This window comes from Nitrospirota bacterium (assembly GCA_035516965.1).
GTDB lineage: Bacteria > Nitrospirota > UBA9217 > UBA9217 > UBA9217 > MHEA01.
In genome coordinates this window covers 84,163-110,473 of the sequence record DATIZR010000061.1, presented here as the reverse complement: position 1 = coordinate 110,473, position 26,311 = coordinate 84,163, and the positions used below count along the sequence as shown (strand labels likewise).

The 26,311-nt window shown below is 57.5% G+C and carries 24 protein-coding genes; 18 read left to right on the top strand and 6 right to left on the bottom strand.

What is annotated here, in order from left to right; all coding sequences use genetic code 11:
• Positions 1-153: 153 nt before the first annotated feature.
• Both VL197_09470 and VL197_09465 read right to left on the bottom strand, forming a co-directional pair.
• Complete coding sequence (locus VL197_09470) at positions 154-1,179, bottom strand: HAMP domain-containing sensor histidine kinase (GenBank protein HUJ18204.1); 1,026 nt, start codon at positions 1,177-1,179, stop codon at positions 154-156.
• A 145-nt stretch (positions 1,180-1,324) separates the two neighbouring features.
• Complete coding sequence (locus VL197_09465) at positions 1,325-1,960, bottom strand: CpXC domain-containing protein (protein HUJ18203.1); 636 nt, start codon at positions 1,958-1,960, stop codon at positions 1,325-1,327.
• A 313-nt stretch (positions 1,961-2,273) separates the two neighbouring features.
• On the opposite strand from VL197_09465, the gene VL197_09460 reads away from it, so the two are divergent.
• From VL197_09460 to VL197_09450, 3 genes are all read left to right on the top strand, one after another.
• Positions 2,274-2,570, top strand: coding sequence for a hypothetical protein (locus tag VL197_09460; protein HUJ18202.1), 297 nt, complete (start codon positions 2,274-2,276; stop codon positions 2,568-2,570).
• Positions 2,571-2,975: 405 nt separating this feature from the next.
• Positions 2,976-3,170 (top strand): twin-arginine translocase TatA/TatE family subunit, encoded by a 195-nt coding sequence (locus tag VL197_09455; GenBank protein ID HUJ18201.1) that lies wholly within the window; start codon positions 2,976-2,978, stop codon positions 3,168-3,170.
• A gap of 171 nt (positions 3,171-3,341) precedes the next feature.
• Positions 3,342-5,162, top strand: coding sequence for a KUP/HAK/KT family potassium transporter (locus VL197_09450; protein ID HUJ18200.1), 1,821 nt, complete (start codon positions 3,342-3,344; stop codon positions 5,160-5,162).
• Positions 5,163-5,347: 185 nt separating this feature from the next.
• Here VL197_09450 and VL197_09445 read toward each other — a convergent pair whose 3' ends face one another.
• From VL197_09445 to VL197_09435, 3 genes are all read right to left on the bottom strand, one after another.
• Positions 5,348-6,478, bottom strand: a complete 1,131-nt coding sequence (locus VL197_09445) for a DNA recombination protein RmuC (GenBank protein HUJ18199.1) — start codon at positions 6,476-6,478, stop codon at positions 5,348-5,350.
• Positions 6,479-6,563: 85 nt separating this feature from the next.
• Positions 6,564-7,547 carry a quinolinate synthase gene (nadA, locus tag VL197_09440; GenBank protein ID HUJ18198.1) on the bottom strand — a complete coding sequence of 328 codons (984 nt, stop codon included), beginning with the start codon at positions 7,545-7,547 and terminating at the stop codon, positions 6,564-6,566.
• Positions 7,548-7,726: 179 nt separating this feature from the next.
• On the bottom strand, positions 7,727-8,200 hold the full coding sequence (locus VL197_09435; protein ID HUJ18197.1) for a CHRD domain-containing protein: 474 nt from the start codon (positions 8,198-8,200) through the stop codon (positions 7,727-7,729).
• 609 nt (positions 8,201-8,809) lie between these two features.
• Here VL197_09435 and VL197_09430 point away from each other — a divergent pair.
• The 6 genes from VL197_09430 (at position 8,810) to recO (ending at position 13,883) form a co-directional block, all read left to right on the top strand.
• On the top strand, positions 8,810-9,613 hold the full coding sequence (locus VL197_09430; protein HUJ18196.1) for an alpha/beta hydrolase: 804 nt from the start codon (positions 8,810-8,812) through the stop codon (positions 9,611-9,613).
• A 50-nt stretch (positions 9,614-9,663) separates the two neighbouring features.
• Positions 9,664-10,116, top strand: a complete 453-nt coding sequence (locus tag VL197_09425; GenBank protein ID HUJ18195.1) for a hypothetical protein — start codon at positions 9,664-9,666, stop codon at positions 10,114-10,116.
• 84 nt (positions 10,117-10,200) lie between these two features.
• Positions 10,201-11,100: a GTPase Era gene (gene era / locus VL197_09420; protein ID HUJ18194.1), complete on the top strand. Its 900-nt coding sequence runs from the start codon at positions 10,201-10,203 to the stop codon at positions 11,098-11,100.
• Between the two features lie 352 nt (positions 11,101-11,452).
• Positions 11,453-12,055 carry a DedA family protein gene (locus VL197_09415; GenBank protein HUJ18193.1) on the top strand — a complete coding sequence of 201 codons (603 nt, stop codon included), beginning with the start codon at positions 11,453-11,455 and terminating at the stop codon, positions 12,053-12,055.
• Between the two features lie 35 nt (positions 12,056-12,090).
• A complete protein-coding gene (locus VL197_09410; GenBank protein HUJ18192.1) occupies positions 12,091-12,930 on the top strand; it encodes an MBL fold metallo-hydrolase in 840 nt (279 codons plus the stop codon).
• Positions 12,931-13,106: 176 nt separating this feature from the next.
• Entirely contained in the window at positions 13,107-13,883 is a 777-nt protein-coding gene (gene recO / locus VL197_09405; GenBank protein HUJ18191.1) for a DNA repair protein RecO, read from the top strand.
• 220 nt (positions 13,884-14,103) lie between these two features.
• Here the strand turns inward: recO and VL197_09400 are convergent, their stop codons facing one another.
• Positions 14,104-14,538, bottom strand: coding sequence for a hypothetical protein (locus VL197_09400; GenBank protein ID HUJ18190.1), 435 nt, complete (start codon positions 14,536-14,538; stop codon positions 14,104-14,106).
• Between VL197_09400 and VL197_09395 the strand changes: the two genes are divergently transcribed.
• The 9 genes from VL197_09395 (at position 14,482) to VL197_09355 (ending at position 26,283) form a co-directional block, all read left to right on the top strand.
• On the top strand, positions 14,482-16,842 hold the full coding sequence (locus tag VL197_09395; protein HUJ18189.1) for a PAS domain S-box protein: 2,361 nt from the start codon (positions 14,482-14,484) through the stop codon (positions 16,840-16,842). The genes VL197_09400 and VL197_09395 overlap by 57 nt on opposite strands.
• Positions 16,839-17,486 carry a response regulator transcription factor gene (locus VL197_09390; GenBank protein HUJ18188.1) on the top strand — a complete coding sequence of 216 codons (648 nt, stop codon included), beginning with the start codon at positions 16,839-16,841 and terminating at the stop codon, positions 17,484-17,486. The genes VL197_09395 and VL197_09390 overlap by 4 nt, the downstream gene beginning before the upstream one ends.
• Before the next feature lie 317 nt (positions 17,487-17,803).
• Positions 17,804-19,723, top strand: coding sequence for an anaerobic carbon-monoxide dehydrogenase catalytic subunit (gene cooS, locus VL197_09385; GenBank protein HUJ18187.1), 1,920 nt, complete (start codon positions 17,804-17,806; stop codon positions 19,721-19,723).
• 50 nt (positions 19,724-19,773) lie between these two features.
• On the top strand, positions 19,774-20,343 hold the full coding sequence (locus tag VL197_09380) for a DUF1638 domain-containing protein (protein HUJ18186.1): 570 nt from the start codon (positions 19,774-19,776) through the stop codon (positions 20,341-20,343).
• Between the two features lie 309 nt (positions 20,344-20,652).
• Positions 20,653-21,669 (top strand): uroporphyrinogen decarboxylase family protein, encoded by a 1,017-nt coding sequence (locus VL197_09375; GenBank protein ID HUJ18185.1) that lies wholly within the window; start codon positions 20,653-20,655, stop codon positions 21,667-21,669.
• 16 nt (positions 21,670-21,685) lie between these two features.
• Positions 21,686-22,303: a GTP-binding protein gene (locus VL197_09370; protein ID HUJ18184.1), complete on the top strand. Its 618-nt coding sequence runs from the start codon at positions 21,686-21,688 to the stop codon at positions 22,301-22,303.
• Positions 22,300-22,728, top strand: coding sequence for a hypothetical protein (locus tag VL197_09365; GenBank protein ID HUJ18183.1), 429 nt, complete (start codon positions 22,300-22,302; stop codon positions 22,726-22,728). Before VL197_09370 ends, VL197_09365 begins: the two co-directional genes overlap by 4 nt.
• A gap of 19 nt (positions 22,729-22,747) precedes the next feature.
• Positions 22,748-23,581: a CbbQ/NirQ/NorQ/GpvN family protein gene (locus VL197_09360; protein HUJ18182.1), complete on the top strand. Its 834-nt coding sequence runs from the start codon at positions 22,748-22,750 to the stop codon at positions 23,579-23,581.
• Positions 23,578-26,283, top strand: coding sequence for a VWA domain-containing protein (locus VL197_09355; GenBank protein HUJ18181.1), 2,706 nt, complete (start codon positions 23,578-23,580; stop codon positions 26,281-26,283). Before VL197_09360 ends, VL197_09355 begins: the two co-directional genes overlap by 4 nt.
• Positions 26,284-26,311: the final 28 nt, after the last annotated feature.

Here is a 26,311-nt window from a genome sequence, read left to right as displayed (position 1 = left end):
AAACTGTTCTTTTGATGAAACGTTCTGTTAAAAATGCCATCCCTTCGCGCGGCTGATCCTGCGAAGTCGAGTGCGTAAGCGAGTTCCTCTTCAAGCCGGCCGATGGATCGTGGTCCATCTGTCGCAGGTTCAATAACTTCGTCTGCTCCGTTTTTATTCAATCACCTTGTCTCTTCCCTCAAGTGGCAATTCTACCGCCACCACGGTCCCGTGCGCTGGCGTGCTGCTGACGTGGATTTTTCCGCCGTGGGCTTCGACGATCTTCTTTGCGATGGGCATACCGAGGCCCGTCCCGTCGGGCTTCTTTGTATAAAAGGGGACGAAGATATGCTCGAGGGTTTCCGTGGTCATGCCCGAACCCTGATCAGCAATCCTGATGGTGAGTTCATGGCCATGCGCCGTCATGCTGATCGAAACGCTCTGCCCCCTCTCCGATGCGTCAATACCGTTGAGAATAAGATTGACGAGTGCTCGTTCCAGTTGACAAGTGTCGGCCCATCCGTTCACAGGAAGGGACGGCAGGTCAATTGAAAGGGCCACCGACCTCTGATCGCCCCTCATTCTGCACGAGTCGCCGGCGCGTTGAACGAGGTCTCTTATATCGAGCCTTTTGAAATCCAGGTATACTGGTTTGGAAAAATCAAGTACGCTGGTCACGATATTCTCCATCTGCTCGGTAGCTTCCATGATCACCGTTGCCGCGTTCTCAGTCCTTCCCTTGCCTTCCCTGATGCGTCGGGCAAACCCGGCTATTGCGACGAGCGGGTTCTTGAGATCATGCACGATGACCGTCGTGATCCGTCCGATGTCCGCGAGATACCGTTCTTGTTCCAACTGCGCTCTCTGTTTTCTTTCACGATCGACCAGATATCCCGCTATCATGGCGAACAGTCCTTGCAAAAGGAGCGGCAGTAAACGGTTCGTCTCGTTCAGGGCCGAGCCGGGCCATGTCATGATAACGTAGGGAAGATAGAGAGCAAAGACCAGGAGGTAAGACAAGAGGGCCCCTCGCAGGCCATACGCGAGAGCGGCCAGAAGCACAGGAATATAGTACAATTCTCGGTAGATATTGTGAAGGGTCTGGACTGCCACCGCGGCGGAATAGTGCAGGTACGTGATGGCAAATGTAAGAGCCACGATAAGTAGCACAGGGTACTTCTTCAGGCGCATAAGGTGCATAAAATTCCCTCCTAAACTGTACCGGCTACCCACCGGTCATGACAGCAAAGAGAAGCGCGCCGAGGGGCTCCGGTTTCCGGCATCCGGTAAGGGTGCGGCAATCGCGGCATCGGAGAGGAGCAACATATCCCGAGACCGCTTCGATCTATGCAGACGTGGCCGGCCGCCGGCTCATCCGCACGGCGGCGTCACCTAGGCCGCGACGTCCGGGAGATACCCCTTCTATCTTGGCAAGAGCGCGCCATATTATGTTCTGGAGGTCGTCGCTTGTTTTGTTCCCGGAAACCGTCTCCGTCAGCGTCTTGCGGAGCGTAAGCATCAGCGGGTCCCTTTTGACGAACCGAAGGAATGTCTGAAGCTGCTGTTTCCCCCGGCCGATTTCCGATGCCGTACTCTGCGGCTTGTTATTCTTATAGTGCTCCTGCAGATAAATCAGGAACCACAGCTGGGTCATGTCGTAGAAAAAATCGAGTGTAGGATAGTAGCCGTACACTTGTTTGATTTGTTCTTCCTGGAACCCTGGATCGGCGGGGACATCGGGGAAAACGGCGACGAGCATCCCCTCCAAAAAGTCTTCATAGAAAAAAAAGGTGCCTGAAAACTGCCGGTGTCCGCAGCGAGGGCAGGTGATCGTGTTGAATTCCCATCGCTGCATGAGGGCCTTTACCTGCGGCGACCGGGAAACGTCTACCCAGGTGGCGACCCTCGCCCGATAACGACACCTGCAACGCGCACAATGAAAGATTTCGTTATTGTAAGCTTCAGCCTGAATGGTCGGCATAGGTTCACCCCCATGCATGGAAAGCAAAGGCCGACGACAATGCTGCAACAGGACAACCCTATTATTAATGGGGGAAACGCAATCGCTCGACGCGGGACCACACGCGGGTAGCAGCCATGATGCTCGCCCCGCAATTTTGCGTAGCGGGTTCGCAAAAAAGTCGGTTGTTGACGGCACTGTCTATCGTGAGTACATGAATCGGGAAATCAAGGGGTCACTATGCAGGAGGAGCGCGACTTACTGCGGATGAGGGGAGTGCTTTCGGCAAATTGCACGAATCTTCGACGGACGGGGAAGTTATGATCCAGCAGAGATGAAAGCCGAATTCATTGAAGGTGTTTATTGTTGCGGTAAACAGCTGACCATAGGCCCTGCAAAAAGGACAGTCCCGGCCAAGGGCATCATCCTCACCCGGGTAAAAAGCAGGAATGATTGCGAGGATGAAGAGTATTGCTATAATGCCAATGACTATTCTCTTCGTTCCCTTCATGCCCCGAATTATACGGCGGACATATGCCGGAGTCAAGGTTCTTTTCAGGGTGAGGAGAACCCCCCTCTCAAACCGGCAGCACTATTCTGCCAGCTGGAGAATATGTCTATTTTGGCTTGAACCTTTGCTGTTCTACCCTGTCTTGTCCCGGCAACCGTATTAATCTTGATCGCAGCGACACTCCGCGAACCGCCCGTTACGCATTTTTTTATGCCTGACAACGCCTCCCCATTCAAAGGTACCCTTAAAATCCCTGTTCGATGTTCGGCGATATCGGCACGATCTGATCCATGCGCTCGTCCTCATCTTCCCTCTGCCCACGATATACCCGTCAGCTCGACGCCGTACTGAAGGACGACCGCGATGTAGGGCATTCGCGCAGAAGTTCATGAACGGCAATTATGAGCTGGCGGGGAGCGCCGTGTCGCAGGAAACGCGCCGGGAGGGCATGGGCGCCTGAATTCCTGTTGACAGTACGGGGGACCGTGCGTATAATGAACCCATTCCGATAGGGAGGGATGAACCATGTTTGAAGGTCTTTTCCAGCCGATGCACCTGATCCTGATCCTGGTGATCGTTCTTATCATTTTCGGTCCCGGCAAGCTTCCCGAACTGGGAGAGGGTCTCGGTAAAAGCATCAAGTCCTTTAAGAAGGCCATGAGGGACGAGACTCAGGCGACACCCATGGCGGAGCAGAAGAGCGAAGAAAAAAAGGCATAGTTTGGGCGTCCTCTTCGGCGCCCGGAGCGGTGACAGAGAACACGGATTGCGGCGTAACGACCCGATCCGTGTTCTTTATTGCATCCCTTTCAATGGTGCTGGTCGCACGACCACGCTGTCCGCAACGCAGGCGGGAACTCTCATTGTCTCTTCTCAACAGCTCCCCCTCAGATGCCCGATAAAACCTCTCCGGTCAAAGGAATTGTACGTTCCCTCGGCCTCGTGTTCGGCGATATCGGCACGAGCCCCATCTACACCCTCACCGTCATCTTTCTGCTTCCCACCATCGTCAGAACGGAACGCAACGTCATCGGCGTCCTGTCGCTGATCGTCTGGACGCTGATCCTCCTTGTCACGGTGCAGTATGCCTGGCTTGCCATGAGCCTGGGCAGGCGGGGCGAGGGCGGGACGATCGTCCTGCGGGAACTGCTGGTCCCGCTCCTGAAATCGAGCCGGCAGGTCGCGCTCGTCACGCTGCTGTCCTTCATCGGCATTTCCCTCATCATCGGCGACGGCGTCATTACGCCCGCCATCAGCATTCTTTCCGCGGTGGAAGGCATACTCCTGATCAAGGGATTCGAGGGAATGAGTCAGCAATCCCTCATCGTGATCGCCGGGGCCATCGCGGTCCTCCTGTTCTCATTCCAGAAGAGGGGGACCGAGCGGGTTGCAGGAGCGTTCGGTCCGTTGATGATCGCGTGGTTCCTTTCCCTCACGATCTCAGGCCTCCTCTCGATCCTCCATGTCCCCTCGGTGTGCAAGGCGATCAATCCTTACTACGCGGTGCGGTTCCTCATCGAACACGGCCTCACGGGATTCTTCGTTCTATCCGAGGTCATTCTCTGCGCAACGGGCGGAGAGGCCCTCTATGCGGACATGGGCCACCTCGGACGCGAGCCGATCGTGCGGGCATGGCGTTTTGTGTTCGTGGCCCTCGTGTTCAATTACCTCGGTCAGGGTGCTTTTCTTGTCGAACATCCCGGAGCCAGGAACGTCCTGTTTGAAATGGTTTACCATCAGGCGCAGTTCCTGTACGTTCCGTTCCTGGTGCTCTCCATCATCGCCACGGTCATCGCCTCTCAGGCGATGATCAGCGGCATGTTCTCGATCGTCTACCAGGGCATCACGACGAGGATCATGCCCATGTTCAAGGTCGACTACACGTCGGAGGAACGGCATTCCCAGATCTACATCGGTTTCGTGAACTGGTTCCTCCTCCTGGCCGTCCTCTACATCATCAAGGAATTCAGAGAGTCGAGCAGTCTCGCGGCTGCCTACGGGCTTGCCGTGACCGGCACGATGACGCTGACGGGCATATTCATGACCTGGATCTTTTCGCTCAGGAAAAGATACGTCCGCGCGGCGGTATCGGTCTTCGTGACCCTTGTCTCCTTTCTCTTTCTCCTGTCAAATACCTACAAGATACCGCACGGCGGCTATTGGTCGCTCATCATCGCAGCCATTCCGTTCTCGATCATCATGCTCTACCGCCGGGGACAGCGCAAACTGTACATCGCGCTCCAGCCCCTGCCGATCGATGTGTTCCTGCTGAGCTACGGGCAGATCTACCAACAGGCGAGCAAAATCGGCGGAACGGCGCTGTATTTCTCCCGCACTGCGGCGGAAATCCCCCCCTACATCGTGCACACCATGTTCAAGAACAACATCATCTACGAGGACAACATTATCGTGTCGATCCTGAAGCGCGAGGACCCCTTTGGCGTCACGGGGTATTTCAAGGATGACCTGGCCCCGGGGCTGCGCTCCTTCGAGATCCAGATGGGATACATGGAAGTGCCTGACGTCGAGGAGATCCTGCGCGAGGCCGGGATCCACGAGAAGACGATCTTCTACGGGGTCGAGGACATCCAGCCGAGCAATATCATCTGGGGTATCTTCTCGTTCATCAAGCGCCTGACCCCGAACATCGTGCAGTTCTACAAGCTGCCGTACAACAAACTGCACGGCGTCGTGACACGCGTGGAGATTTGATGCAGAGCGCGGCTGGCGGACGTCCCGGCCATGATGCTCAATCGGCTTTCGGGAAAGACGGCGAAGAGAAAGGGATTCCAGCAGAGGCATGCACAGCGGGGGAGTGAAGCAATCCGAATGGATGCAGCGCTGCAAGACCGCGTGGATGTGAGCAGGACCGCGGCGGGGACGGGCTGCCGCTGGCGTTAGAGCGGCAGTTTTCTTATTTCCTCCACAACGGGGGTCGCTTCGGCTCCGCTCAATGCCTGAAGCCGGTCGCCGAACCTTTCGAGCCGCTTGTCCGCTTCATCATATCGCGCCTTCGTATTTGACAGGTGTTTCCCCACCAGTTCGAACTCTTCCTGGAATTTTCTGAAATCGCCCGAAAGCCTGGCAAGGTTCTTCAGGATATCCTGGGCCTGCTCCTCGATGTGCAGGCCCTTGAGGCCCAAAAGGATCGTCTGGAGATAGGCGTAGAAGCTGTTCGGAGACACGGGGATCACGCGCTTCGTGAAGGCGTAGTTGATCAGCGCCTTTTCCGTGTCCACGGCCTCGTCCTTGATGATCAGTTCGTAGTATACGTTCTCTGCCGGGATGTACATGAGCGCAAAATCGAAGGTGCCCTCATCGGGCAGGATGTACTTGCCCGCAATGGCGTCGATGTGCTTCTTTACGTCGGCTATGAACTTTCTCTTCGCGGCCTTTTGCTCGTCCTCACCCGTTTCTACGACGCGCCTGAAGTTCTCCAGCGGGAACTTGGCGTCCACGGGCACCAGGTTGTCGCCGAGCCTGATGACCGCGTCCACGGCCTCTCCGCTCCTGAACCTGTGCTGCAGCGAATAGTAGGCGGGGGGGAAGATCTGGGCCAGCAGGTCGCCGAGAAACAGCTCGCCGAGCCCTCCGCGCAGCTTCGGGGACCTCAGGATCTCCTGCAGGCTTGCGATGTCCTTGCCGACGTCGAACACCTTTTTCGTGGCCTCGTTCAACCCCCCCAGGCTCTTGCTCACTTCCTGAACGACCCTCGCCGCGTTGTCCAGCCGCGCGTTCAGGTCTCCCGTGGATTTCTGGAGCTGCGTGGTGACCTGGCCCAACTGGTTGTTCACCTGGGTCGTCACCTGGCCGAGCTGGTTGTTCACCTGGCTCGTGATCACGCCGAGCTGCAGGTTGACGCTTTCCTGGCCTCTCTGCATGGACTCGGTCAATTGCCCTCGAAGGGACTCGACTTCCTGCTGGAGCAGCGAGACGGCGGGATCGACGGCCTTGTTCCGGGACTGGAGAACGAACCAGATCAGGACGAGCAGGACGAGGGTGAGCAGTATAAGGATTGCGATTTGCATGTGAGCTCGGAGTGCCTTGTTCGGGGTCAAGAGTTCGTAGTTCGGAGTGCAGTAGTTCCGGAATGAACACTGCACCCCAACCTTTTTACGTGATCTCCAGCATCCGGTCCAGCGCCCGCTTGGCTTTGACGCGGATGTCTTCGGGCACCTTGATCACGTACTGAATCTTTTCCATGGCCGCGGCCACGCTCTCGAGCCTGGTCCGCTTCATGTTCGGGCAGACCATCTCGTTGTTCAGCACATAGAACTTCTTGCCGGGACTTTCCTTCCTGAGGCGGTGGAGGATGCCCTCCTCGGTGCCGATGATGAATTCTTTGTGGTTCGACTCCCGGCAATACCGAAGCATGCCCGAGGTGCTCGTGATGTGGTCGGCCATGTCCTGGACCTCGGGAGGGCATTCGGGATGCACGATCAGCAGCGCGTCGGGATGCTTCGCCTTTGACTCTCTCACGTCATCCACATTGAGGTGGGCCATGTGGACATTGCAGAACCCGTCCCAGGAGATGATCTTCTTTTTCGTCCTCTTCGCCGCATAGGCGGAGAGGTTCCGGTCCGGGATGCAGATGATCGTGTCCTCTTTGAGCGACTCCACGACCTTGACCACGTTCGACGAGGTGCAGCAGATATCGCTCTCGGCCTTTACCGCGGCCGAGGTATTGACGTAGGCCACGATCGGTACGCCCGGGTATTTCTTCTTCATGTCCAGCAGCGTGAAGTCGTCGGCGAACGCAAAGGTTATCCCCAGCACGTCGGTGTAATGCTGACGCCGCGTCTTGCGCGGACCCTCGACGGTGACCATGTCGGCCATGGGGCAGCCCGCGCCGATCTCCGGGAGCAGCACGGTCTTGTCCGGGGACAGGATCGAGGCGCTCTCGGCCATGAAATGGACGCCGCAGAACACGATCACGTCATAACCGGTCTTCGCCGCCGCGCGCGACAGCTCAAGGGAATCTCCGGTGATGTCGGCAATGTCCTGCACCTCGGGCCGCTGGTAATTATGGGCGAGGATGATGGCGTTCAGGTCTTTCTTGAGCTTCAGGATCTTGTCGCGGAGGGCGCTGCTGTCGATCTTTTCCGGGGTCATTGTAGTGTGATAATACCGATAAGCGCGGTGAATTGTCAAATGGAAAGTACCGCGCGCTGGTGGTGGCGGGGATTCTGCCCCATCACAACGCATAAAAAAGCGTAGCCGGACTTCTGCCCGGCTACGCTTTGTAATCTTCCCGATTTACGCCTGCGTACGTTCTGCTACTCGATCTGGCCGCGTATTTCTCCGCCCGGATGCGCCGGCGTATGAACGTTCACATAGGCGCCTCCTTCTTTAATCATCTTCACCAGGTCTTCGATCGTTTTCCCGGCCAGCGGACCGACAAGGTTCTTATCCGTTATGGTCCCTTTCGCCAGTACGCCGGAGAACATTCCTTCCTTTTTCTTACCGCCGAAGAGCGGGACTACCGGCGGTCCTTCCTCGCCCTTCTTGCCGGCATGGATGTGCGCAGCGGTGACGTTCTCGCCTTCCTTTACCTTGAGTTCGTACGTCAGCTCCTTGCCGTTCTTGCTCAGTTTGAATATCGCCTCGCCCGTTGTCTTAGTCATGACAGCGGGGGTCTCTTCCGAGCCGCTGAGTTTGGCCTTGAAATGACCGGCTCCTGCCGCCATTCCCAGCGATGTGGTCAGAAGGATTGCGAACAAAACGAATACTACTCCTTTTACCGTTTTCATATGTTTGGCCTCCTTCGTTGTTGGTTCAATTATTCCCTTTCACTTTCAAATATATCTCAAAGGCCTGAGATGTCAAGACGGGTGTCTGTAAAATAAGACAAAAGGAGTAGCCTTTGATACAGACAGCGAATGGGCTGTCATTCTGACTGAGAACAGCGAAGAATCTCGCTTTCTGGACTTCCTGGGAAGTAACGCTGTCGAGATAAGAAGATGTCGAAGCAGGCAGGAACCTTCGGGGATTCTGATCCTATAAAGCCATCAGGGCACTTTATTTTTCTTGGTGGCTGTGATATTCTCGGTGCGCTAAGTAATTATCATCTTCGCCAGCGCGGGCACGACCTTTGGACCAGGACAACCTGCAAGCGCAGGCAGTTAAGAAGGCTCGCGTAGGCGAGTGATAGGTCGTCTATGACCTATAGGACTTATATAGAAAGGGCAGGGACCTGAGATCGCGGTGAACACGCCCGTTTGCCTGATTCATCAGACCAACTATCTGCTAGACCAACGGCTAGGACAACTGGGAGAACGTTTTCTGAGCGAAGGCGGGTTCACCAGGGGCTTTATCAAAACCGCCGCGAGATTCGGCGAAACTCTTTGCCAACGAGCCTTATGACTGCCTCAAACAATATACCACAGCCGAAAGACCTGACGGTCTTGGGACGGAGTGTTCATGTCTGGGTTGGCGGGACAGGCCCGGCGCTCCTGCTGTTTCACTCTGCCTGGGGCGATGCGGAGATGAGCTGGTCAGCAGTCTGGAAGGACCTGAGCCGATCCTTCACCATCATCGCGCCGGACATGCCGGGCTTTGCTCAGTCGGACCCCCTGCCAATCCCGACCCTTGCTGAAAGCGCTCGTATGATGAAAAGCCTGGTGGAGAGCCTTGGAGCCGATCGGGTCCTTGTGATCGGAAATTCCTTTGGTGTAGCGCACGCCATCGAGTTTGCAGCAACGTTCCCCGATTGCACCAGACATCTGGTGATCGTGAACGGCGGTCATCTTCCCTATGTTCCGACCTTCCTGAAAAAGCTCATCAGTGTCCCGATGATCGAAAAGCCTTTCCGTAGCCTTATGCGCAACATGGTGTACTCGAACAAGGCGTTCGCCAGGGCTTTTCCGAGTCCAGCGGCCCTGCCGCCGGGTTTTATCGAGCGGATACGCGGATACGAGGACAAGCACAGCCGGATCGTGTTCGATACGGCCATGAACCAGCCTCGTCCGCAGAGCGTGCCGAAGGTCCCCACAACCGTGATCTGGGGCACCGGAGACCGGCTCGTATCTGTGAATCAGCGCGAACTCATACGAAAATGGCTCAACAACCCGGCATTCATACCGATAGAAGGCGCGGGCCACATGCCGCAGGTGGAGAGGGCCGAGGAGTTTGTTGCGGCGGTGAAGAGCGTGGGGACGGGGTGACATTGTTTCCGGAATTTTCCATCAACGGCAGAAGAATGCAGGGACGATCATTGTCAGGAACAATACTCCTGCTTCTCTGCCTGTCAATCCTCGCCGCAGGCTGCGCGACCTATCATGCCGCGGACATCAGCGGCTTCACGAGCGACGGCTGCTCGCTGTTCCCGGACGGGAATCTCCAGGACCGGACGCTGTGGTGCGAGTGCTGCTTCCGCCACGACAAGGCCTACTGGCAGGGCGGCACCGAGGACGAGCGCCTGAACGCCGACCGGGAACTGCGCGAGTGCGTGTACGAGCGCACCCACAGCAAGGTTCTGGCGGACCTGATGTATGACGGCGTCCGGGCGGGCGGTAATCCGGCATTTCCCGCGTGGTATCGCTGGGCCTATGGTTGGAAGTACGGACGGGGATATGCGCCGCTCACGGAGCAGGAAAAGGCGCAGGTCCTCGACAAACTGAAGGCCTACTTCGCAAAGCACCCTCAAGGCTACTGTGCCGCCCGCTGATTGTCACGTTCCTCCCACCTTCTCTCGTCGCGTTTCCCGGCTTTTCTGTTGCGTGAGCCGGTGTTTTCGGGTATTCTAGCCGGCATGACCAAAGGGCAGAAATTCAGGTCCGGCTTCATCTCGATCGTGGGCAGGCCGAACGTGGGCAAGTCCACGCTCCTGAACGCGCTCCTGGGCGAGAAGATCGCCATCATCTCGGACAAACCGCAGACCACCCGGAACCGCATACTCGGGATCGTGAACGAGCGCAATGCGCAGATGGTCTTCATGGACACGCCGGGCATCCACAAGCCCATGCACAGGATGAACGAGGTCATGGTCAAGACCGCGCTCGCCACGTACAACGAGGTGGACGTGATCCTGATGCTCGCGGAGGCGACGGAAAAGCCGGGCGGAGGGGACCGGTACATCATCGAAACCCTGAAGAACGTGAAAACCCCGGTCTACCTGCTGATCAACAAGATCGACCTCGTCGAGAAGGAGCGCCTCCTGCCCCTGATGCAGGAGTACAGCAGGCTGTATGGTTTTGCCGAGATCATCCCGGTCTCGGCGCTCCGGAGCGACCTCGGCGGGCTGATCCCGTCGGTCCTTGCGCGGCTCCCCGAGGGTCCGAAGTACTTCCCCGACGACCAGCTCACGGACCAGCCCGAGCGGTTCATCGTGTCCGAGCTTATCCGCGAGAAGATCTTCGAGCTCACGAAGGATGAGATACCCTATTCGACAGCTGTCGTAATCGAGGAAATGAAAGAGGAGGCGGAGATCACGCGGATCACGGCCGTCATCTACGTGGAGCGGGAATCGCAGAAGGGGATCCTGATCGGCAGGGGCGGGGCCATGCTGAAGAAGATCGGCACGCTCGCCCGGCTGGACGCCGAGAAACTGCTCGGAGCGAAGATCTTCCTCCAGCTCTGGGTGAAGGTAAAGAAGGCCTGGCGCGAGGACGAGCATATGCTCAAGAACCTGGGGCTCGTGACGGAAGAGTAGGCGGATACCCGCAGGCGCGGAGGATGCGGCGGGCAAAGGCAATAATTTCGTACGGGTTCAGTCTTTCAGCTAGAATAAATAGTTGGTAACTAACAAATCAAATTCTTTACAAAGCGGCAAGAAGATATCTCGCAGAGGCGCAGAGCTCGCAGAGAAAATAAAAAAATAATTCGCCATGAGAGACTTTCTGGTTTTGGTTTTAAACTCTGCGTCCTCCGCGTGCTCCGCGAGAGACGCCTTTAGCTTCTGGTTTTGATCTGGCTTGTCCGGGTTAGGAAATGATTCGGACTGATGCGGAAGTTCATGCTTCATCTTTATCCGTGTTCATCTCCGGTTAAAAGGAGCTTTTACGATGCACGAACTGATCAACTGGCTGGTCCTGACCATCGGGGCGCTCGGGTATCCCGGCATCTTCCTGCTCATGGTCATGGAAAGCTCGGTCATCCCGATCCCGAGCGAGCTGGTCATGCCTCCGGCAGGGTACCTTGCCCAGCAGGGGCAGATGCACCTGTTCGTCGCGATCTTCTGCGGGACCCTGGGAAGCCTCGTGGGCGCCTACGCGAACTACTTCGCGGCCCATTACCTCGGCAGGCCGCTGCTCCTGAAGTACGGCAAGTACGTCTGGATCACCGAGGAGAAGTTCGCGAAGGTCGAGCGGTTCTTCGCGGACCACGGCGAGGTATCGACCTTCATCGGAAGACTGCTTCCCGTGGTGCGGCACCTCATCTCGCTTCCCGCGGGCCTCGCGGGCATGAATCACGTCAAGTTCTCTCTCTATACGCTGCTCGGAGCGGGCCTCTGGGTCACGATCCTGACCTCCATAGGCTACTTCATCGGCGCCGAGCGGGAGCTGATCATGAAGTATTCGCACCAGGCGCTGTTCGGCGCAATCGCCCTGAGCGCTGCGATCATCGCGGTGTACGTATGGAACCATCGAAGGAAACAGCGAGCATAAGTCTGGCCATTGCCACAGAGTCCGGAGGTCGCTGAATGAGGATCACCTGCTGGGGAGCCAGGGGCTCCATCCCTGTCTCGGGAAAGGAGTACACGAAGTACGGCGGCGACACGACCTGCATCGAGATCAGGAGCAGGGACAACGACGTCATCATCATCGACGCGGGGACCGGTATCAGAAAGCTCGGGAACAAGCTGATCGCGTCCGGCGAGTCGACGCTCAACATCCTCTTCACCCACGCCCACTGGGACCACCTGATCGGGTTTCCCTTCTTCAAGCCCATCTACAGCAATAAAACGACCATCAAGCTCTACGGGTGCACCTACACGCAGCAGTCCATCGAGAAGGTCCTTTCCCAGTCCATGGCAGCCCCCTACTTCCCGGTCGACTTCAGCCAGCTGCAGTCGGTCATCGTGCCGCATACCCTGTGCGAAGAGCCCTTCACGATCGGTCCTGTGCTCGTGACGCCCATGCAGTTGAGCCATCCCAACCAGGGGCTCGGGTACAAGTTCACCGAGGACGACAAGAGCTTCGTGTTCCTGACCGACAACGAGCTGACCCTGCGCCATTCCGGCGGAGGCGAGTACCAGGACTACGTCCGCTTCGCCCGGGGAGCCGACATCGTGATGCATGACGCCGAGTACACCCCGGACCAGTACACGATCACGAGGGGGTGGGGCCATTCCCTCTACACGGACGCCCTGCGCCTGGCAATGGAGGCCGGGGCAAAACAGTTCGGGCTGATCCATCACAACCAGGACCGGACCGACGTTGAGCTGGACCGCATCGTGGACGATTGCCGCGGCATTGCCCGCAAGGAAAGCGCATCACTGCAGTGCTATGGCGTGGAAGCGGGGATGGAGATCAGCCTGTAGCTCGTCCGAGCTTAACCGCTGCCGCGGAATTGTATTCTCTCGTGCAGATTGCTGTTTCTTCCGCGCATTCCTTCTTTTCTCTCTCCTTCCAACCGTGTATAATACAATCTCGTTTTTAGCAGTGAGCCGGTTCCGGAGCTGGCTGAAGCCCGCGGCTGCCAAGTGATCCCATGCCCATGAAATCCAAGACCGAAGCCATCGTCATCAGCAGCATGAACCTGGGAGAGGCGGACAAGCTCGTCGCCTTCTTCTCGCTCGACCGGGGCATGCTGAAGGGCGTGGCCAAGAACGCCCGTAAGTCCTTCAAGCGCTTCGGCGCGGCGCTCGAGGCTTTTACCTACTGCCGGCTCCATCTCTACGAACGGGAGCACCAGGAACTGCTCCGGATCGAGTCCTCGGACATCATCGAGCAGCATTCGTTGATCGGTTCGGACCTGGGCCGCGCCGCAGCCGGCGCCGTGATGCTCGAGATGGTGCGCGAGATGTCCCCCCTGGGCGAGCGCAACGCAGCGGCCTTCCTGCTCCTCTCGCACATCCTCCATTTGCTCGACGGGGGGGAGGACCCGGCCTTTCTGCTCAGGATCTTCGAGATCAAGTTCCTGTCCCTCCTCGGGTACCAGCCGAAGCTGGACTACTGCCTTTCGTGCGGGACGCAGCCGAAGAGCGAGATGATCTTCGAGGTCATGAAGGGCGGGGTCTTCTGTCCGGACTGCGTGGTGTCTTCCGGGGACGAGCAGGTACGGATCACACCGGGAGCGGTCGGTTTCTACTACCAGGCGCTCCGGATGGACATGGACAAGGTCTGCCGGCTCAAGCCTTCGCCGGGAATCATGCAGGAACTCGACCGGGCCTTTTCGTTACATCTCCTCCATATTATAGGAAAGCGCCTCAAGTCCCTGGATTTCATGAGGTCTGTCCAGTTTTTGGAACTGCAGCTCTGCAGGGATAAATAAACCAGGGAACCACAGGTTCGTTTCGCGAACACACGGCTCAGCACCGGGAAAAGACCCTGTTTTCGTAAACCGTGGTCATCCAGGTATCCCCTCGTGATCAGGGTTCTCCCTCCTGATTTGATCAGTACCCCTCAGTCTTCCCCGTTACCCATTTCCCTGCAGGATATAAGTGCTCTCATCGGGGGGCAGAAAGCTGTCTTGACAGGCAACATGCGCAGTGTTAACGTAAACCATGAGACAGATTTCCATCACCTGCTGCGGGACCTGCAATTACCGGCCGATCGCTGCCAGCCTTGCCAGGGTGATCGAGGCGGAAAATGGCATCAAACCCGTGCTTATCCACTCTTCTGATAGAGGCGCTTTCGAGGTTACGGTCAATGATGACCTGATTTTTCCCACGCACGCAGCGGGTCGTTTCCCTGTTTTTTCGAAAATTGTTGCCGCCGTGGCAGGGAAAAGGGGAAGCAGGGCGTGACGTAATTTGTCGTTCCTGTTCATCGGGAGCGACCTTCGAAGCGGCCAGGCGGGTACGAATTTTGGCCGTTGGTAGAGCGCAGGTGCACACCATTACCGAGACCGGGTTCAGTGAGAAGGGAAAATGAGACCACTGGTAAAAGAAGCAGGGCCGCGAAAAAGGGACAAAATCAGCAAGCATCTGTATGAGAGCATCATGGATGGGATCACATCCGGCGTCTGGGTGGCGGACAAGAACGACGTCATCTACTACGCGAACAAGGCAATGGAGATGATCGCCGGAGTGACGCAGCAGAAGCTGATCGGGTCAAGGGTCTTCCCGCAAAACGCGGAGCACGCAACGCAGGAGTTCAAGCCCTACTACGATGAGGCGCAGGCAACGCTGCGGCCTGTGTATTATCCCGGGGTTTCCATCCGCACCTTGGCGGGAAAACAGACATACCAGTCGGGATGGCTGATCCCGAATATCAAGAACGGGTCGTACGACGGCATGATCTGCACGGTAGAGGATATCACGAACGAGAAGCAGACACGGAAGGCGCTCAGGGAGAGCGAAGCCAAATATAAGCACCTCGTCGAAAGCGCCAACAGCATCATCCTGCGGATGGACGGCAAGGGCGTCATCACCTTCATCAATCCTTTTGCACAGAGATTTTTCGGGTACGGCGAGCAGGAGCTCGTCGGGAAGAGCATCGTGGGGACCGTCATGCAAAGAACGGAAAACCCCGGGCCCGACATGGAGACCATGCTGCACGATATCGCGGCCGCTCCCGGGCTGTACGCAAGCGCTGAATTCGAACATATCCGGAAGAACGGCGAGACCGCCTGGATTTCCTGGGCGAACACGGCACTCTTCGATGATTCCGGAACCATGACCGAGGTCCTCTGCGTCGGCAACGACGTGACCGTGCAGAAACACCACGAAGAGCTTTTAAAAAAGTGGAGCAGCGACCTGGAAGAGCGGGTGACGATCGGCACCGCCCGGCTCAGCATCGCGAACGAGGAGCTGCAGCAGGAAATCGCCGAGCGCAAATGGATGGAGCAGAGCCTCCGGAAATCAGAGGAGAAATACCGGCTCGTGGTCGAGTATGCGAACGAGGGCATTTTGATCACGCAGGATAATTTCTTCCGGTACGTGAACCCCAAGGCGGTAAAGATCTGGGGACATTCGAAGGAAGAACTGACCTCTCGTCCCTTTACCGATTTCATTCATCCCGACGACCGGGAGATGGTGATGGAGCGGCACCTGAAGAGGATCAAGGGGGACAGCGTTTCTCCCTATTATTCCTGCCGGGTTCTGGACGGCGAAGGGAATACCAAATGGCTGGAGATCAACTCGGTCCTGATCACGTGGATGGGAAGGCCCGCCACGCTCGCCTTCTTCAATAACATCACGGAGCGGAAAAAGGCCGAAGAGAAGCTGCGCCTGACCGAATCGGCGATCCAGCAGGCGGGAGACGCGGTCGTCATCACAACAGCAACCCCCGTGCGCTCCGCGTCGCGAGTTGTCTTCGTGAATCCGGCTTTTACCAAGATGACGGGATATGCGGCGGAGGAAGTGACCGGCAAGCTTTCGCTTCTCCAGGGGCCGCTCACCGACAGCACCCAGTGGAATAAACTGGAGACAGGCACATCCCAGAGCAAGGCCTTTTATATCGAGACGGTGGCCACACGGAAAGACGGCACGCAGTTCAATATGGAGTGGCAGATCACCCCCCTGCGGGACGAACGGGGAAAGGTAACCCACTTTGTCTCGGTCCAGCGTGACATTACCGAGCGGAAGAAGACCGAAGAGCAGTTCCACGCCTACCAGGAGCAGCTGAGGCTCCTGGCCTCGGAGCTGCTGCTCGCCGAAGAGAAGGAAAGAAGGCGAATTGCCATGGACCTTCACGACAATATCGGACAAATGCTCGCCCTGACCAGGATCAAGCTCGGGGTCCTCAGAAATACGCTGTCCGGGAACGCCCACGAGGAGGCCGTCGGCGGCATCGTAGAACTCATCGATCAATCGATCAGTTACACGAAATCATTGTCCTTCGAGCTGAGTCCGCCGCTGCTGTATGATATTGGCATTGAAGCGACGATTGAATGGCTCGCGGAGCAGATGCAGAAACAGCATTACATTCTATTCTACTGTGAAAATGACGGCAGCCCCAAGCCGTTGAAGAGAGATGTCAGCATTCTTCTGTTCCAGACCGTGCGTGAGCTGTTCATGAACATTGTGAAGCACTCCCAGGCGCACCAAGTGAATGTCGGCATAAGCCGGGAGGCCGGCGCCATAAAAATCGTCGTCGAAGACGACGGCATCGGGTTCGATGCTTCGAAGATCGACACGGACCTGACCTTCGGGTTCTTCAGCATACGGGAGCGGTTGAAGTACCTCGGGGGCTCCCTCTCGATCGATACCGGGCCCGGCCGGGGCACTCGGGTGACGGTGACCTCGCCCCTCGACCGGGAAGAAAACGCGGAGGCTGTCAGGGAATGAAAATCAAGGTACTTCTCGCAGACGATCACGTCATGATGCGCGGGGGTCTGCGCATGGTGCTCGAACAGAATGCGGAGCTCGCGGTGGTCGGCGAAGCCGAGGACGGCAGGGAAGCAGTCCGCCTTGCGAAGAAATTGTCGCCCGACGTCGTCGTCATGGACATTGCCATGCCCGACATGAACGGCATCGAAGCCACCCGCCAGATCGTCGCAGACCGTCCCGGTGTCAAAGTGATCGCGCTCTCCATGCATTCCGACCGGCATTTCGTATCGGAAATGCTCAAGGCGGGGGCAACGGCCTACCTTCTCAAGCAATGCGCGGTCGACGAACTGCTCGCCGCCATCAAGACGGTGCTGAAGAACCAGACCTATCTCAGCCCCTGCATCTCAGGAGTGGTCGTGGACCATTTCGTGCGAAACTCATCGAAATCAGAACCGAGCGTTTTCTCCCATTTAACCGACCGGGAGCGGGAGGTGCTCCAGCTCATGGCTGAAGGAAAGACCTCCAAGGAAATAGCTTTTCAGCTGCACCTGAGCATCAAGACCATCGAAACGCACCGGATGAAAGTCATGGAAAAGCTCAATATCCATACCGTCGCTGAATTGACGAAATACGCGATCCGCGAGGGATTAACATCCCTTTGATCACTCATGAACAGGAAAACGACCTCCGCCCTGCACCAGCCCTTTTTCTGTCGACCCTTGTAACGATGCCCCCTCATTGACGTACGCCTCATCCTCCGGAAGGCCCTGCAATAAAGCACAGAACCATTTTTGCCGACTGCCCCGGCCCTGGCGATCAGCTGAACACGGCGCAGCGTCGTTCACGGGTCCTGCAGCAGGAGTTTCGCGCCTGTATCAGGCATTTCATGGGGCTAAATCAGGGTTTCCCCGATTGACCCGGTTGCGGCCTCGTGCCAGTATGAATACAACAAACAGGGGTATGCGGGAAAGGGGAGACCATGCAGACGAAAATCACCGTTGTGAAGAAAAGTCATCAGGACAAGCAAAGCCACGAACTGCATCAGGCCGCTGTCAGTCAGGGCATGAGCACCGTCTTCGAGCGGTTCGAATCCCAGCAACCCCAATGCGGCACCTGCAAGAAAGGGCTCAGCTGCCAGTTATGCTCCGACGGCCCCTGCAGGATCACGAGCAAGGCTCCGCTCGGAGTGTGCGGCGCAAGCGGCGATGTCATTGTCGCCCGCAACCTGCTCAAACTTGCGGCGATCGGCACTGCTGCGAACACCTACCAGTGCCGCAATCTCGCTACTACGCTCAAGGCAATAGGCGAAGGGAAGTCCCCCTTGAAGCTCAGGGACGAAGGCAAACTCCAGAGGATGTGCCAGGGGCTTGGCTGGGACCACACCCGGCCGGTGCATGAGCTCGCGACACAGTTCGCCGATTTCATCCTCCGCGAGATAGGCAAACAGGGTGACGAGCCCATGACGCTCATGGACCTTTTTGCCGTCGACAAGAGAAGGGAACTCTGGAAAGCAAAGGGCCTCTACGCAGGCGGGCCGAGTTCGGAGATCCTGACCGCGCTCACCAAGTGCATGACCAATGTCAGCAATGACCCTGTCGATCTGATGCAGAGCGCATTGAGACTCGGTCTTGCAAACGAATACGTCGGCCTCTGGGGGATCACGGTCATCCAGGATATTCTGCTCGGCACGCCTGAACTGGTCAATGGTTCGTCGAACGTCGGCTGTCTCGATCCGGAGACGGTGAACATCGTATCCAACGGCCACCAGCCGGTCTTCGCCGGACACATCATGGAAAAAGCCGCAGGAAAAGCGTTCCAGACCGCCGCCCGGGATGCAGGGGCAAAGGGCATCAAACTCTACGGATCTCTCTGCGAGGGCCAGCAGCTCATGAACGTTTCGGGTAAAGGCCATTACCGGGAGATCTTCGGAGGGCAGTTGGGGAACTGGATACAGGAAGAGCTCTTTATCGCCACCGGGCTGATCGATCTCTTTCTCATGGACCTGAACTGTTCCGTGCCGACTCTGAAGGACTATGCTGACAAATATGGAACAAGGCTGATCAGCACCGACCCCGTCGTGCGCTTTCCCGGCGTGGATGCGGTTGATTTCGACCCCGCTCAAGCCGACGAGCAGGCCGATCATATCCTCCATGCGGCCATGGTACAGTTCAAAGCGAGGAAGGCGGACAAAAAGAGAATCGTCAATATCCCGAAGAGCGCGAAGGGAACGCAGTGCATCGCGGGCTACACGACCGAGACAGTGCTCACCATGTTCGGGAACAATATCAACACGTACATCGATGAGCTGAAGAAGGGGAACATCAAGGGCGCGGTGGCCGTCGCCGGATGCACGAACGCCCGGCATGAGCAGGGAGGCCGCTCGATAGAGACGCTGACGCTGGAACTCATTAAGCGCGATATCATGGTTATCGGGGCCGGATGCTGCTCCTCTACGCACCAGAACCTCTGTATGTCGACAAAAGAGATGGCAAAAAAAGCAGGCAGGAAACTCAGGTCGGTCTGTGAAAAATACGACGTGCCTCCGATCGTGTCTTATGGCTCCTGCACCGACGTGGGTAAGATCCTTGACACCGTGGCGGCGCTCGCCTGGACCATCGGCTGCGACACCAGCCAGTTGCCCGTAGCCGCGGCCGTGCCCGAGTACATGGAGCAAAAGGCGATCGCCGACATCTTTACCGCCCTTGCTTACGGACTCCTGACGTATGTTTCACCTGAGCCGATGATCGGCGGCAGTCCCCTCGTGAAAAAATACCTCACCGAAGATATGGTCGATGTTACCGGCGGCAGAATGCTCCTGCAAGACGATTCGGTCAAGGCAGCTCAAGAGATCGAAGAACATATCCTGGCAAAACGGAGGGAGATCGCCTTTGATGTATAGGCTCGCCTGAGTGATACGCTCAGCCTGCCGTGCGGAGAAAGGTTGAAATCATGCAAAAGGACCCCGTCATCTTTATCAGCTGCGGAATATTCAAGGAAGAAATTGAATATTTGATCAGGGAAAATAAATTTCCGCACCGGGTCATCTTCCTTGATGCCGCCCTTCATGTGAACTTCGACAGATTGAAGGCGAACCTGGTTGATGCATTGGAAAAAAACCGGGCAGAGGGGGTCACCATGAAGGTTCTTTACGGACATTGCCACCCCGACATCATGGATATTCTGGAACGATACGGGGCCAAGAAACTGGCTGCAGGAAACTGTCTCGAGGCCTTTGTGGGACGGGAGGAGGTAGCGCGTCTCAACAACGAGGCAATCAGTTTTTTTCTTTCCGCGGGGTGGATCAATAACTGGGAAAAGATGTTCGAAGCGGGGAAAAAAGATTTTGATTTTAATTTCCGGTCAATGTTCGAACACTACAAACGGATTCTCGTGTTTGATACGGGCGTTATCCCCCTCGACGAGATAAAGGTGCAAAGGTTCAGCGTGTTTACCGGCTTGCCTGTGGAGCGGATGTCCATTACCCTTGACCATTTTCTCGACCTTATCAAGAACCTGTGATTCGGCAAAAGCGGAAGGAGCGAGTTATCTCTATAAAACGCAGAGTGTTGTCGATTGATAGGTTACTTTTGTACGATTTTATTCTATCACTTTTATCCTGTTACCCTTGTATTCGTCATCCTGAAGTCTTACACGGATGAGAGAGCCGAAATAGGATGGCTAAGGTATTTTATTCTGGAGAATCAGGGTTTCCCCGATTGACGATTTACGGCGATCATGGAAGTATGCATACATCAAAAAAAATAGAAAACAAATGCCGACGCTTGCGGAGCAACCGGGGCATCGGCGCGAGAGGCGAAAGGAGAAGTTATGGCGTCATTGACGGCAAAAGAGCGGGTTATGAAATTTCTCAAAGGAGAAAAGGTTGACCGTCCGCCCATATTCAGCGGGATGGGGAATGTCATCAAGCCGGTCCTGGACAAAAATGGAATAGTTTTTTCAAAGGTTCACCGGGACCCGGAGCTCATGGCCAGGGCGGCAGGCGGCATGTACCGGGAATTCGGCTTCGAATGCGCGGTGGTGCCCTTTGACCTCGGCGTGGAGGCTGAAGCGCTGGGATCGAAGATGAACTTCTATGATGAAGTTGAAGGACTCCTCTATCCCACGGTCAAGGAGAAAGTCGTTACCAGCGCCGACGACCTCAAGATCCCCACCGACATCAGGAACGCCGGGAGGATCCCCGTGGTGGTCAAGGCCATCAAGGCCTTGAGAAGGGAGCTTGGGAACGACGTTGCGATCGGTACCTATGTCCTCGGCCCCTTTACCCTTGCGGGCCAGATAAAAGAGCTCGACGTGTTGTTCGAGGAGTCCTTTCTCGAACCGGAAAAGACGGCCAAACTCCTGGAAAAGATCTCGGGTTTCATCGTGGAGGTCTTCAAAGTATACCAGGAGGCCGGGGCTGACTATTTTACGCTTCGGGAAATGGGCGGAACCTCGGATGTGATGAGCCCGCGGAGCTTCAAGAGCCTGATCAAGCCCCATCTCACCCGGATCCTGGCAGAAATGCCGCGACCGAGCATCCTGCACATCTGTGGCGATACGAATGCCATCATCACGGATATGTTCGAATGCGGAGCGGACGCGGTGAGCGTTGACCAAAAGAACTGCATTGCTGAAACGCGCCAGAAGCTCGGCGCCGGGGCCCTCATCCTCGGCAATTTCGATCCCATAAAGGTCCTCCACAAGGGCGCGGCCAAGGACGTGGGCCCGGCGGCGCTCGACTCCCTCAAGGGTGGGGCGAACGCGGTCTGGCCCGGCTGCGATCTCTGGCCTGAAGTGCCGCGGGAGAACATGGAAGCCCTGATGAAGGCCTTGACCAAGGTGTAGAGGCGGCTGCCGAACCATGAAGATCGTGTTGATAGCCGGATATCTCGGCTCGGGGAAGACAACGCTCATCATCGCGCTGAGCAAAAAGCTGGCCGGAGGCGGGGCGAAAATCGCCATCCTGGTGAATGATGTGGGTGTTGTGCCCGTGGACGGGGCGGTCATGCAGGAATACGGTTTGACGGTCAAGGACATCGGGGGCGGATGCATCTGCTGCCAGGTAGCGGGAAACCTCATGAAGACCCTGGAGACCCTCGCCGCTAACGTACGTCCCGACGTCGTCATCATCGAGCCCACGGGCATAGCCGTCCCTGACGCGATCCGCCAGACCGTGCTTTTGTCGGCGCGGAAGAACCCGGTGGAGATGGGCCACACCATTGTCCTGTTCGACACGTCCCGGGCCGCGAAGCTCCTGACCTACGATACGCTCAAGCGCCTGGTGTCGCTCCAGATAAAGGACGCAACCATCATCGGGCTGAGCAAATCCGACCTGGTGACGGCAGAGGAGCTCGAAGCGGCTTCGCGAGCTGTGCGCGAGATCAATCAGGGAGCTGAGGTCGTCCGGATCTCGACCGTCACGGGAGAAGGGTTGTCATCTCTTGCCGGCCGGATCCAGAGCGCTACGGTGACGACATGAAACTCAAGGTTCAATTTGCCGAGCCTGAGAATCCGGCCCATCAGGACATCAACAGCCACAGCCTGGAAAGGGTCTTCTCATCCCCTGAGGGCCTCGATCCCGCAGAACTCAGGTCCCTTGCCTGCGACGCGGTACATCTGACGGCCTCGGGGTGCGAGGCAGCGGGAGCAAAGGACGTCAGTCACGTAAAGGCGTTCATAGAGCATTCCTCCGGGTTCCTTCACGCCGATACGGTCGGCGGCAACGGAGAGATCATGGTCGCGGGGCGGGACGGCAATAAAACGAAGCGCTTCCGGCTGGTGATGAATGCGGTTATTTACGGTCTTTCCGAAGAGTCCATCAGGAAGGCTTCGGAACAGGCGATCGAGGCGGTCCAGGTACAGTACGGCCTGAACCGGGATCAGGCGAAAGAGAAGAATCAGTGAGCGAAGGGGAGGCGGGGATATGCAAGAATCAATGATGACGACACATGCGACGGAAAAGAGCATGCAGGACTACAAGATCACCCAAGAGCCCTTCTACCTGCCCATACAGGACGAGGTGGAGCTTTTCCGGATCGCCTATGAGAACCGGCTGCCGCTCATGCTGAAAGGACCGACGGGCTGCGGCAAGACGCGGTTCCTGTCCTACATGGCATACAAGGTCGGGCAGCCGCTCATCACGATCGCCTGCCACGAAGACCTTACCGCAAGCGACCTGGTGGGCAGATACCTGCTCGACGGCGGATCGACGCGCTGGCAGGACGGCCCCCTTACCCTTGCGGTCCGCCACGGCGGCATCTGCTACCTCGATGAGATCGTCGAGGCAAGGAAGGACACCACCGTGGTCATCCATCCCCTGACGGACGACCGCCGGGTGCTGCCCCTTGAAAAGCGAGGGCAGATCCTTGAGGCGTCTGACTCGTTCATGCTGGCCATCTCCTATAACCCCGGTTATCAGACCGTGCTTAAAGACCTGAAGCAGAGCACCAAGCAGCGGTTCATCACGCTGGAATTCGACTATCCGTCCGCCAGCCTGGAGCAGGAGATCGTGGTGCACGAGAGCGGGGTCGATCACAAGACGGCATCCGAACTCAGGAAGATCGCGGAAAAGTTCCGCGGGCTCAAGGACCGAGGGCTCGACGAGGGTGTGAGCACGCGTCTGCTGATCTATGCCGGCGTGCTGGTCACCCGCGGGGTGGAACCCAGACGCGCCTGCGAGGTTGCCCTGATCAAGCCTATCACCGACGATCAGGAGATCCAGAAAACACTGAAGGAGATCGTATCGGCGGTTCTATGACAACCGAAGACACCATACAGGAGCAGATCGCCGTGCTCGCGGCATCGATCGCCGTGGAACTCGGCAAGGAACGCGTGGACGGGGCCGTTTCCCGGCTGCGCGGGATCATCGATGACGAGGGCCTGAAGTGCTACCTCGGCATAGTCCGGCAGTTCCAGTCGCTGGACAGGGCGCTGCCCCTGTCGCTTCTCTCCTCAGGAGATGCGGCATTACAGACCGTGGAAGGCCTTTCCGTGCGAACAGAACTCCTTTCTCTTTTCACCCTGATGGGCAAGTCAAAGTGGAGCGTCGTAGAAAGTCTCTTCCGCGGGCTGCCGCGCCTCAAAGGAAGGCCTGACGCGGTGATCCTGGAATGGGCGAAGATCGCGGCTGCGCTGGCTGACAAGGACCAGGACGTGGCGCTGCAATATCTGGAGGCGAGCCCCTCGATGCTGGACAGCGTGGGCGATGAGGCGTTCGAACGCTGGGCAGTGCGCGGCGTGGAGATCACGCAGAAATCCTGGAAAACGGGCCGGGAATATTTCCGGTCCAGTCCCGAGGTGATGAAAAAGATCGACGTCTGCGACCTGGACCGCTGGGCACTTCTCGGCCTGCTGCTGATCGACAAGGCACCGAACATCAAGGCCGCTTACTCGGCCCACAGCCTGCTCGCTACCGGCGCATCAGCGGGAAAAGCGAAAAAGGCGGACCTGGCCCTGCAGTACTTCAAGTCGGCGCCGCAGATCCTGGGCAGGCTCACCATGAAAGATCTCGAGCAGTGGGTATCCCGGGGCCTGGAGAACGTCGACAGTCAGGCGGACAAGGGGCAATCCTTCTTCTCGCTCCAGACCGGGTCCAGCCGAACGACGATGGAGAGCCTCGTCAAGGGTCTGGAGCTGAAAGACATCCATACGGTCCTGCGGGACTATGCCGAAGCCCTGATAGGCGCGAAGATCATGCTGCGCTCGTCGTCGGTCTTTTACAAGAACCTGCCCGGTTTGAGCCGGTTTTTCTCCGTCACGGACGGGGCACGCATCTTTTTGCCGGCGCGGATCGAGGCCTTCCCCGACGAGGACACGAACTTTACGACGTACAAGTGGATCCTGACCCACGAAATGGCCCATCTGCTGCACGGGACCTTCGAACTCCCGGCTTCCGAGGTGAGGGCCGGCCTTGGCGCCCTCCCGAACCCCAGACAGGCGTTTCGCGTCTTCGAATTTCTCGAAGATGAGCGGGTGGATTTCCTGATGATGAGTGCATACCCGGGCCTCAGGAAGGACCGGGACCTGATCATGAACGCCTACCTTGCCCGGGAACGGGCGCTGGGCAAGACGGAGCGATCGATCTTCGAACAGCTCGGCCTCCGGGACGTCAAGGGCTACGACGCCTCGCCGGGTGCAGGGGACAAATTGGGCGCGCTGCTCAGGGATTCACTCGTCCGCGTGCTGCGTCCGGGCTGCTCCTCCCGCGAAGTGCTCGAGCTCACCGTGGAGCTTCTTCGATCGCTGGACGGGACGGATGCCTGTGAGATCTCGGAGAACCGGGAAGCGGGGAACCGCCTGTTCTATCGCGGCGTGATCGATTACGAGCTCGTGGAGAACGCCCGCCAGGGCATGAAGCGCCTGACGATCGAATTCGTCGAGCGGTTCGCGGACAGGAAATCAACAGTGGAGCCGGAACTGGTGAACGCCGCGCTCACGCGCATCGAGGAAGAAGCCGTCATCGAATCCGAGGAACTCCTCTGGCAGGTGCAGGACATGGACCGGTTGCTGGAGCTCTTCGGTCAGGTCAAAGCCGTGCTCGACGAGATGGAGGCGGAGAAGCGGTTCCGCAGGACCGTGTACTACGACGAGTGGGATTCGAAGATGGGGGATTACCGGAAGGACTGGGTCCGCGTGCGGGAGATGGACACGCCGGAAAGTTCGACCGCGTACTACGACCGAACGGTCGCGGAGCAGTACGGCCTGGTGAGCGTGCTGCGCCGGTACTTCAGCATGCTGCGGCCCGACCGCATCCAGAGGTTCTTCCGTGAGGAGCGGGGCGATGATATCGACTTCGACGCCATGATCGAAGCGGTCGTCGAGCGCCACGCGGGCATCACGCCCTCGGACCGGGTCTATATCAGGCGGGAAAAGAACCTGCGCGACGTGTCCGTAGCCTTTCTGGTGGACATGAGCTATTCCACGGGCGACGAGCTGCCCTCGGGCAAGACGATCATCGACGTCGAGCGCGAGGGGCTGGTGCTGATGGCCGAAGCGCTGGAAAGCATCGGCGATCAATGGGCCGTGTACGGCTTCTCGTCGAACTACCGGGACAAGATGGATTTTTATGTGATCCGCGATTTCGACGAGAAGTCTCCCACCCGGTTCCGGCAGCGGTTCGACTATATCAAACCCATGGCCCAGACGCGGCTCGGAGCGGCCATCCGGCACGCCACACGGCTGCTCAGCCGGCAGAACTCGCGGATCCGGCTCCTGATCCTCCTGTCAGACGGCAGGCCCTATGACATCGATTACGGGGATGCCGATTATGCGGTGGAGGACACGCGGCATTCCCTCTGGGAGGCCAAAAGAAAAGGGGTCTTCTCGTATTGCATCACCGTGGACAAAAAGAGCCGCGACTACCTTCCGTACATGTACGGGGAAACGAACTACACCCTCATCGAAAACGTGGAAACGCTGCCGGTGCGGCTGCCGTTGATCTACAAGCGGCTGACGACTTAGAAGGTTTTGACACTGATCTGCACAGATT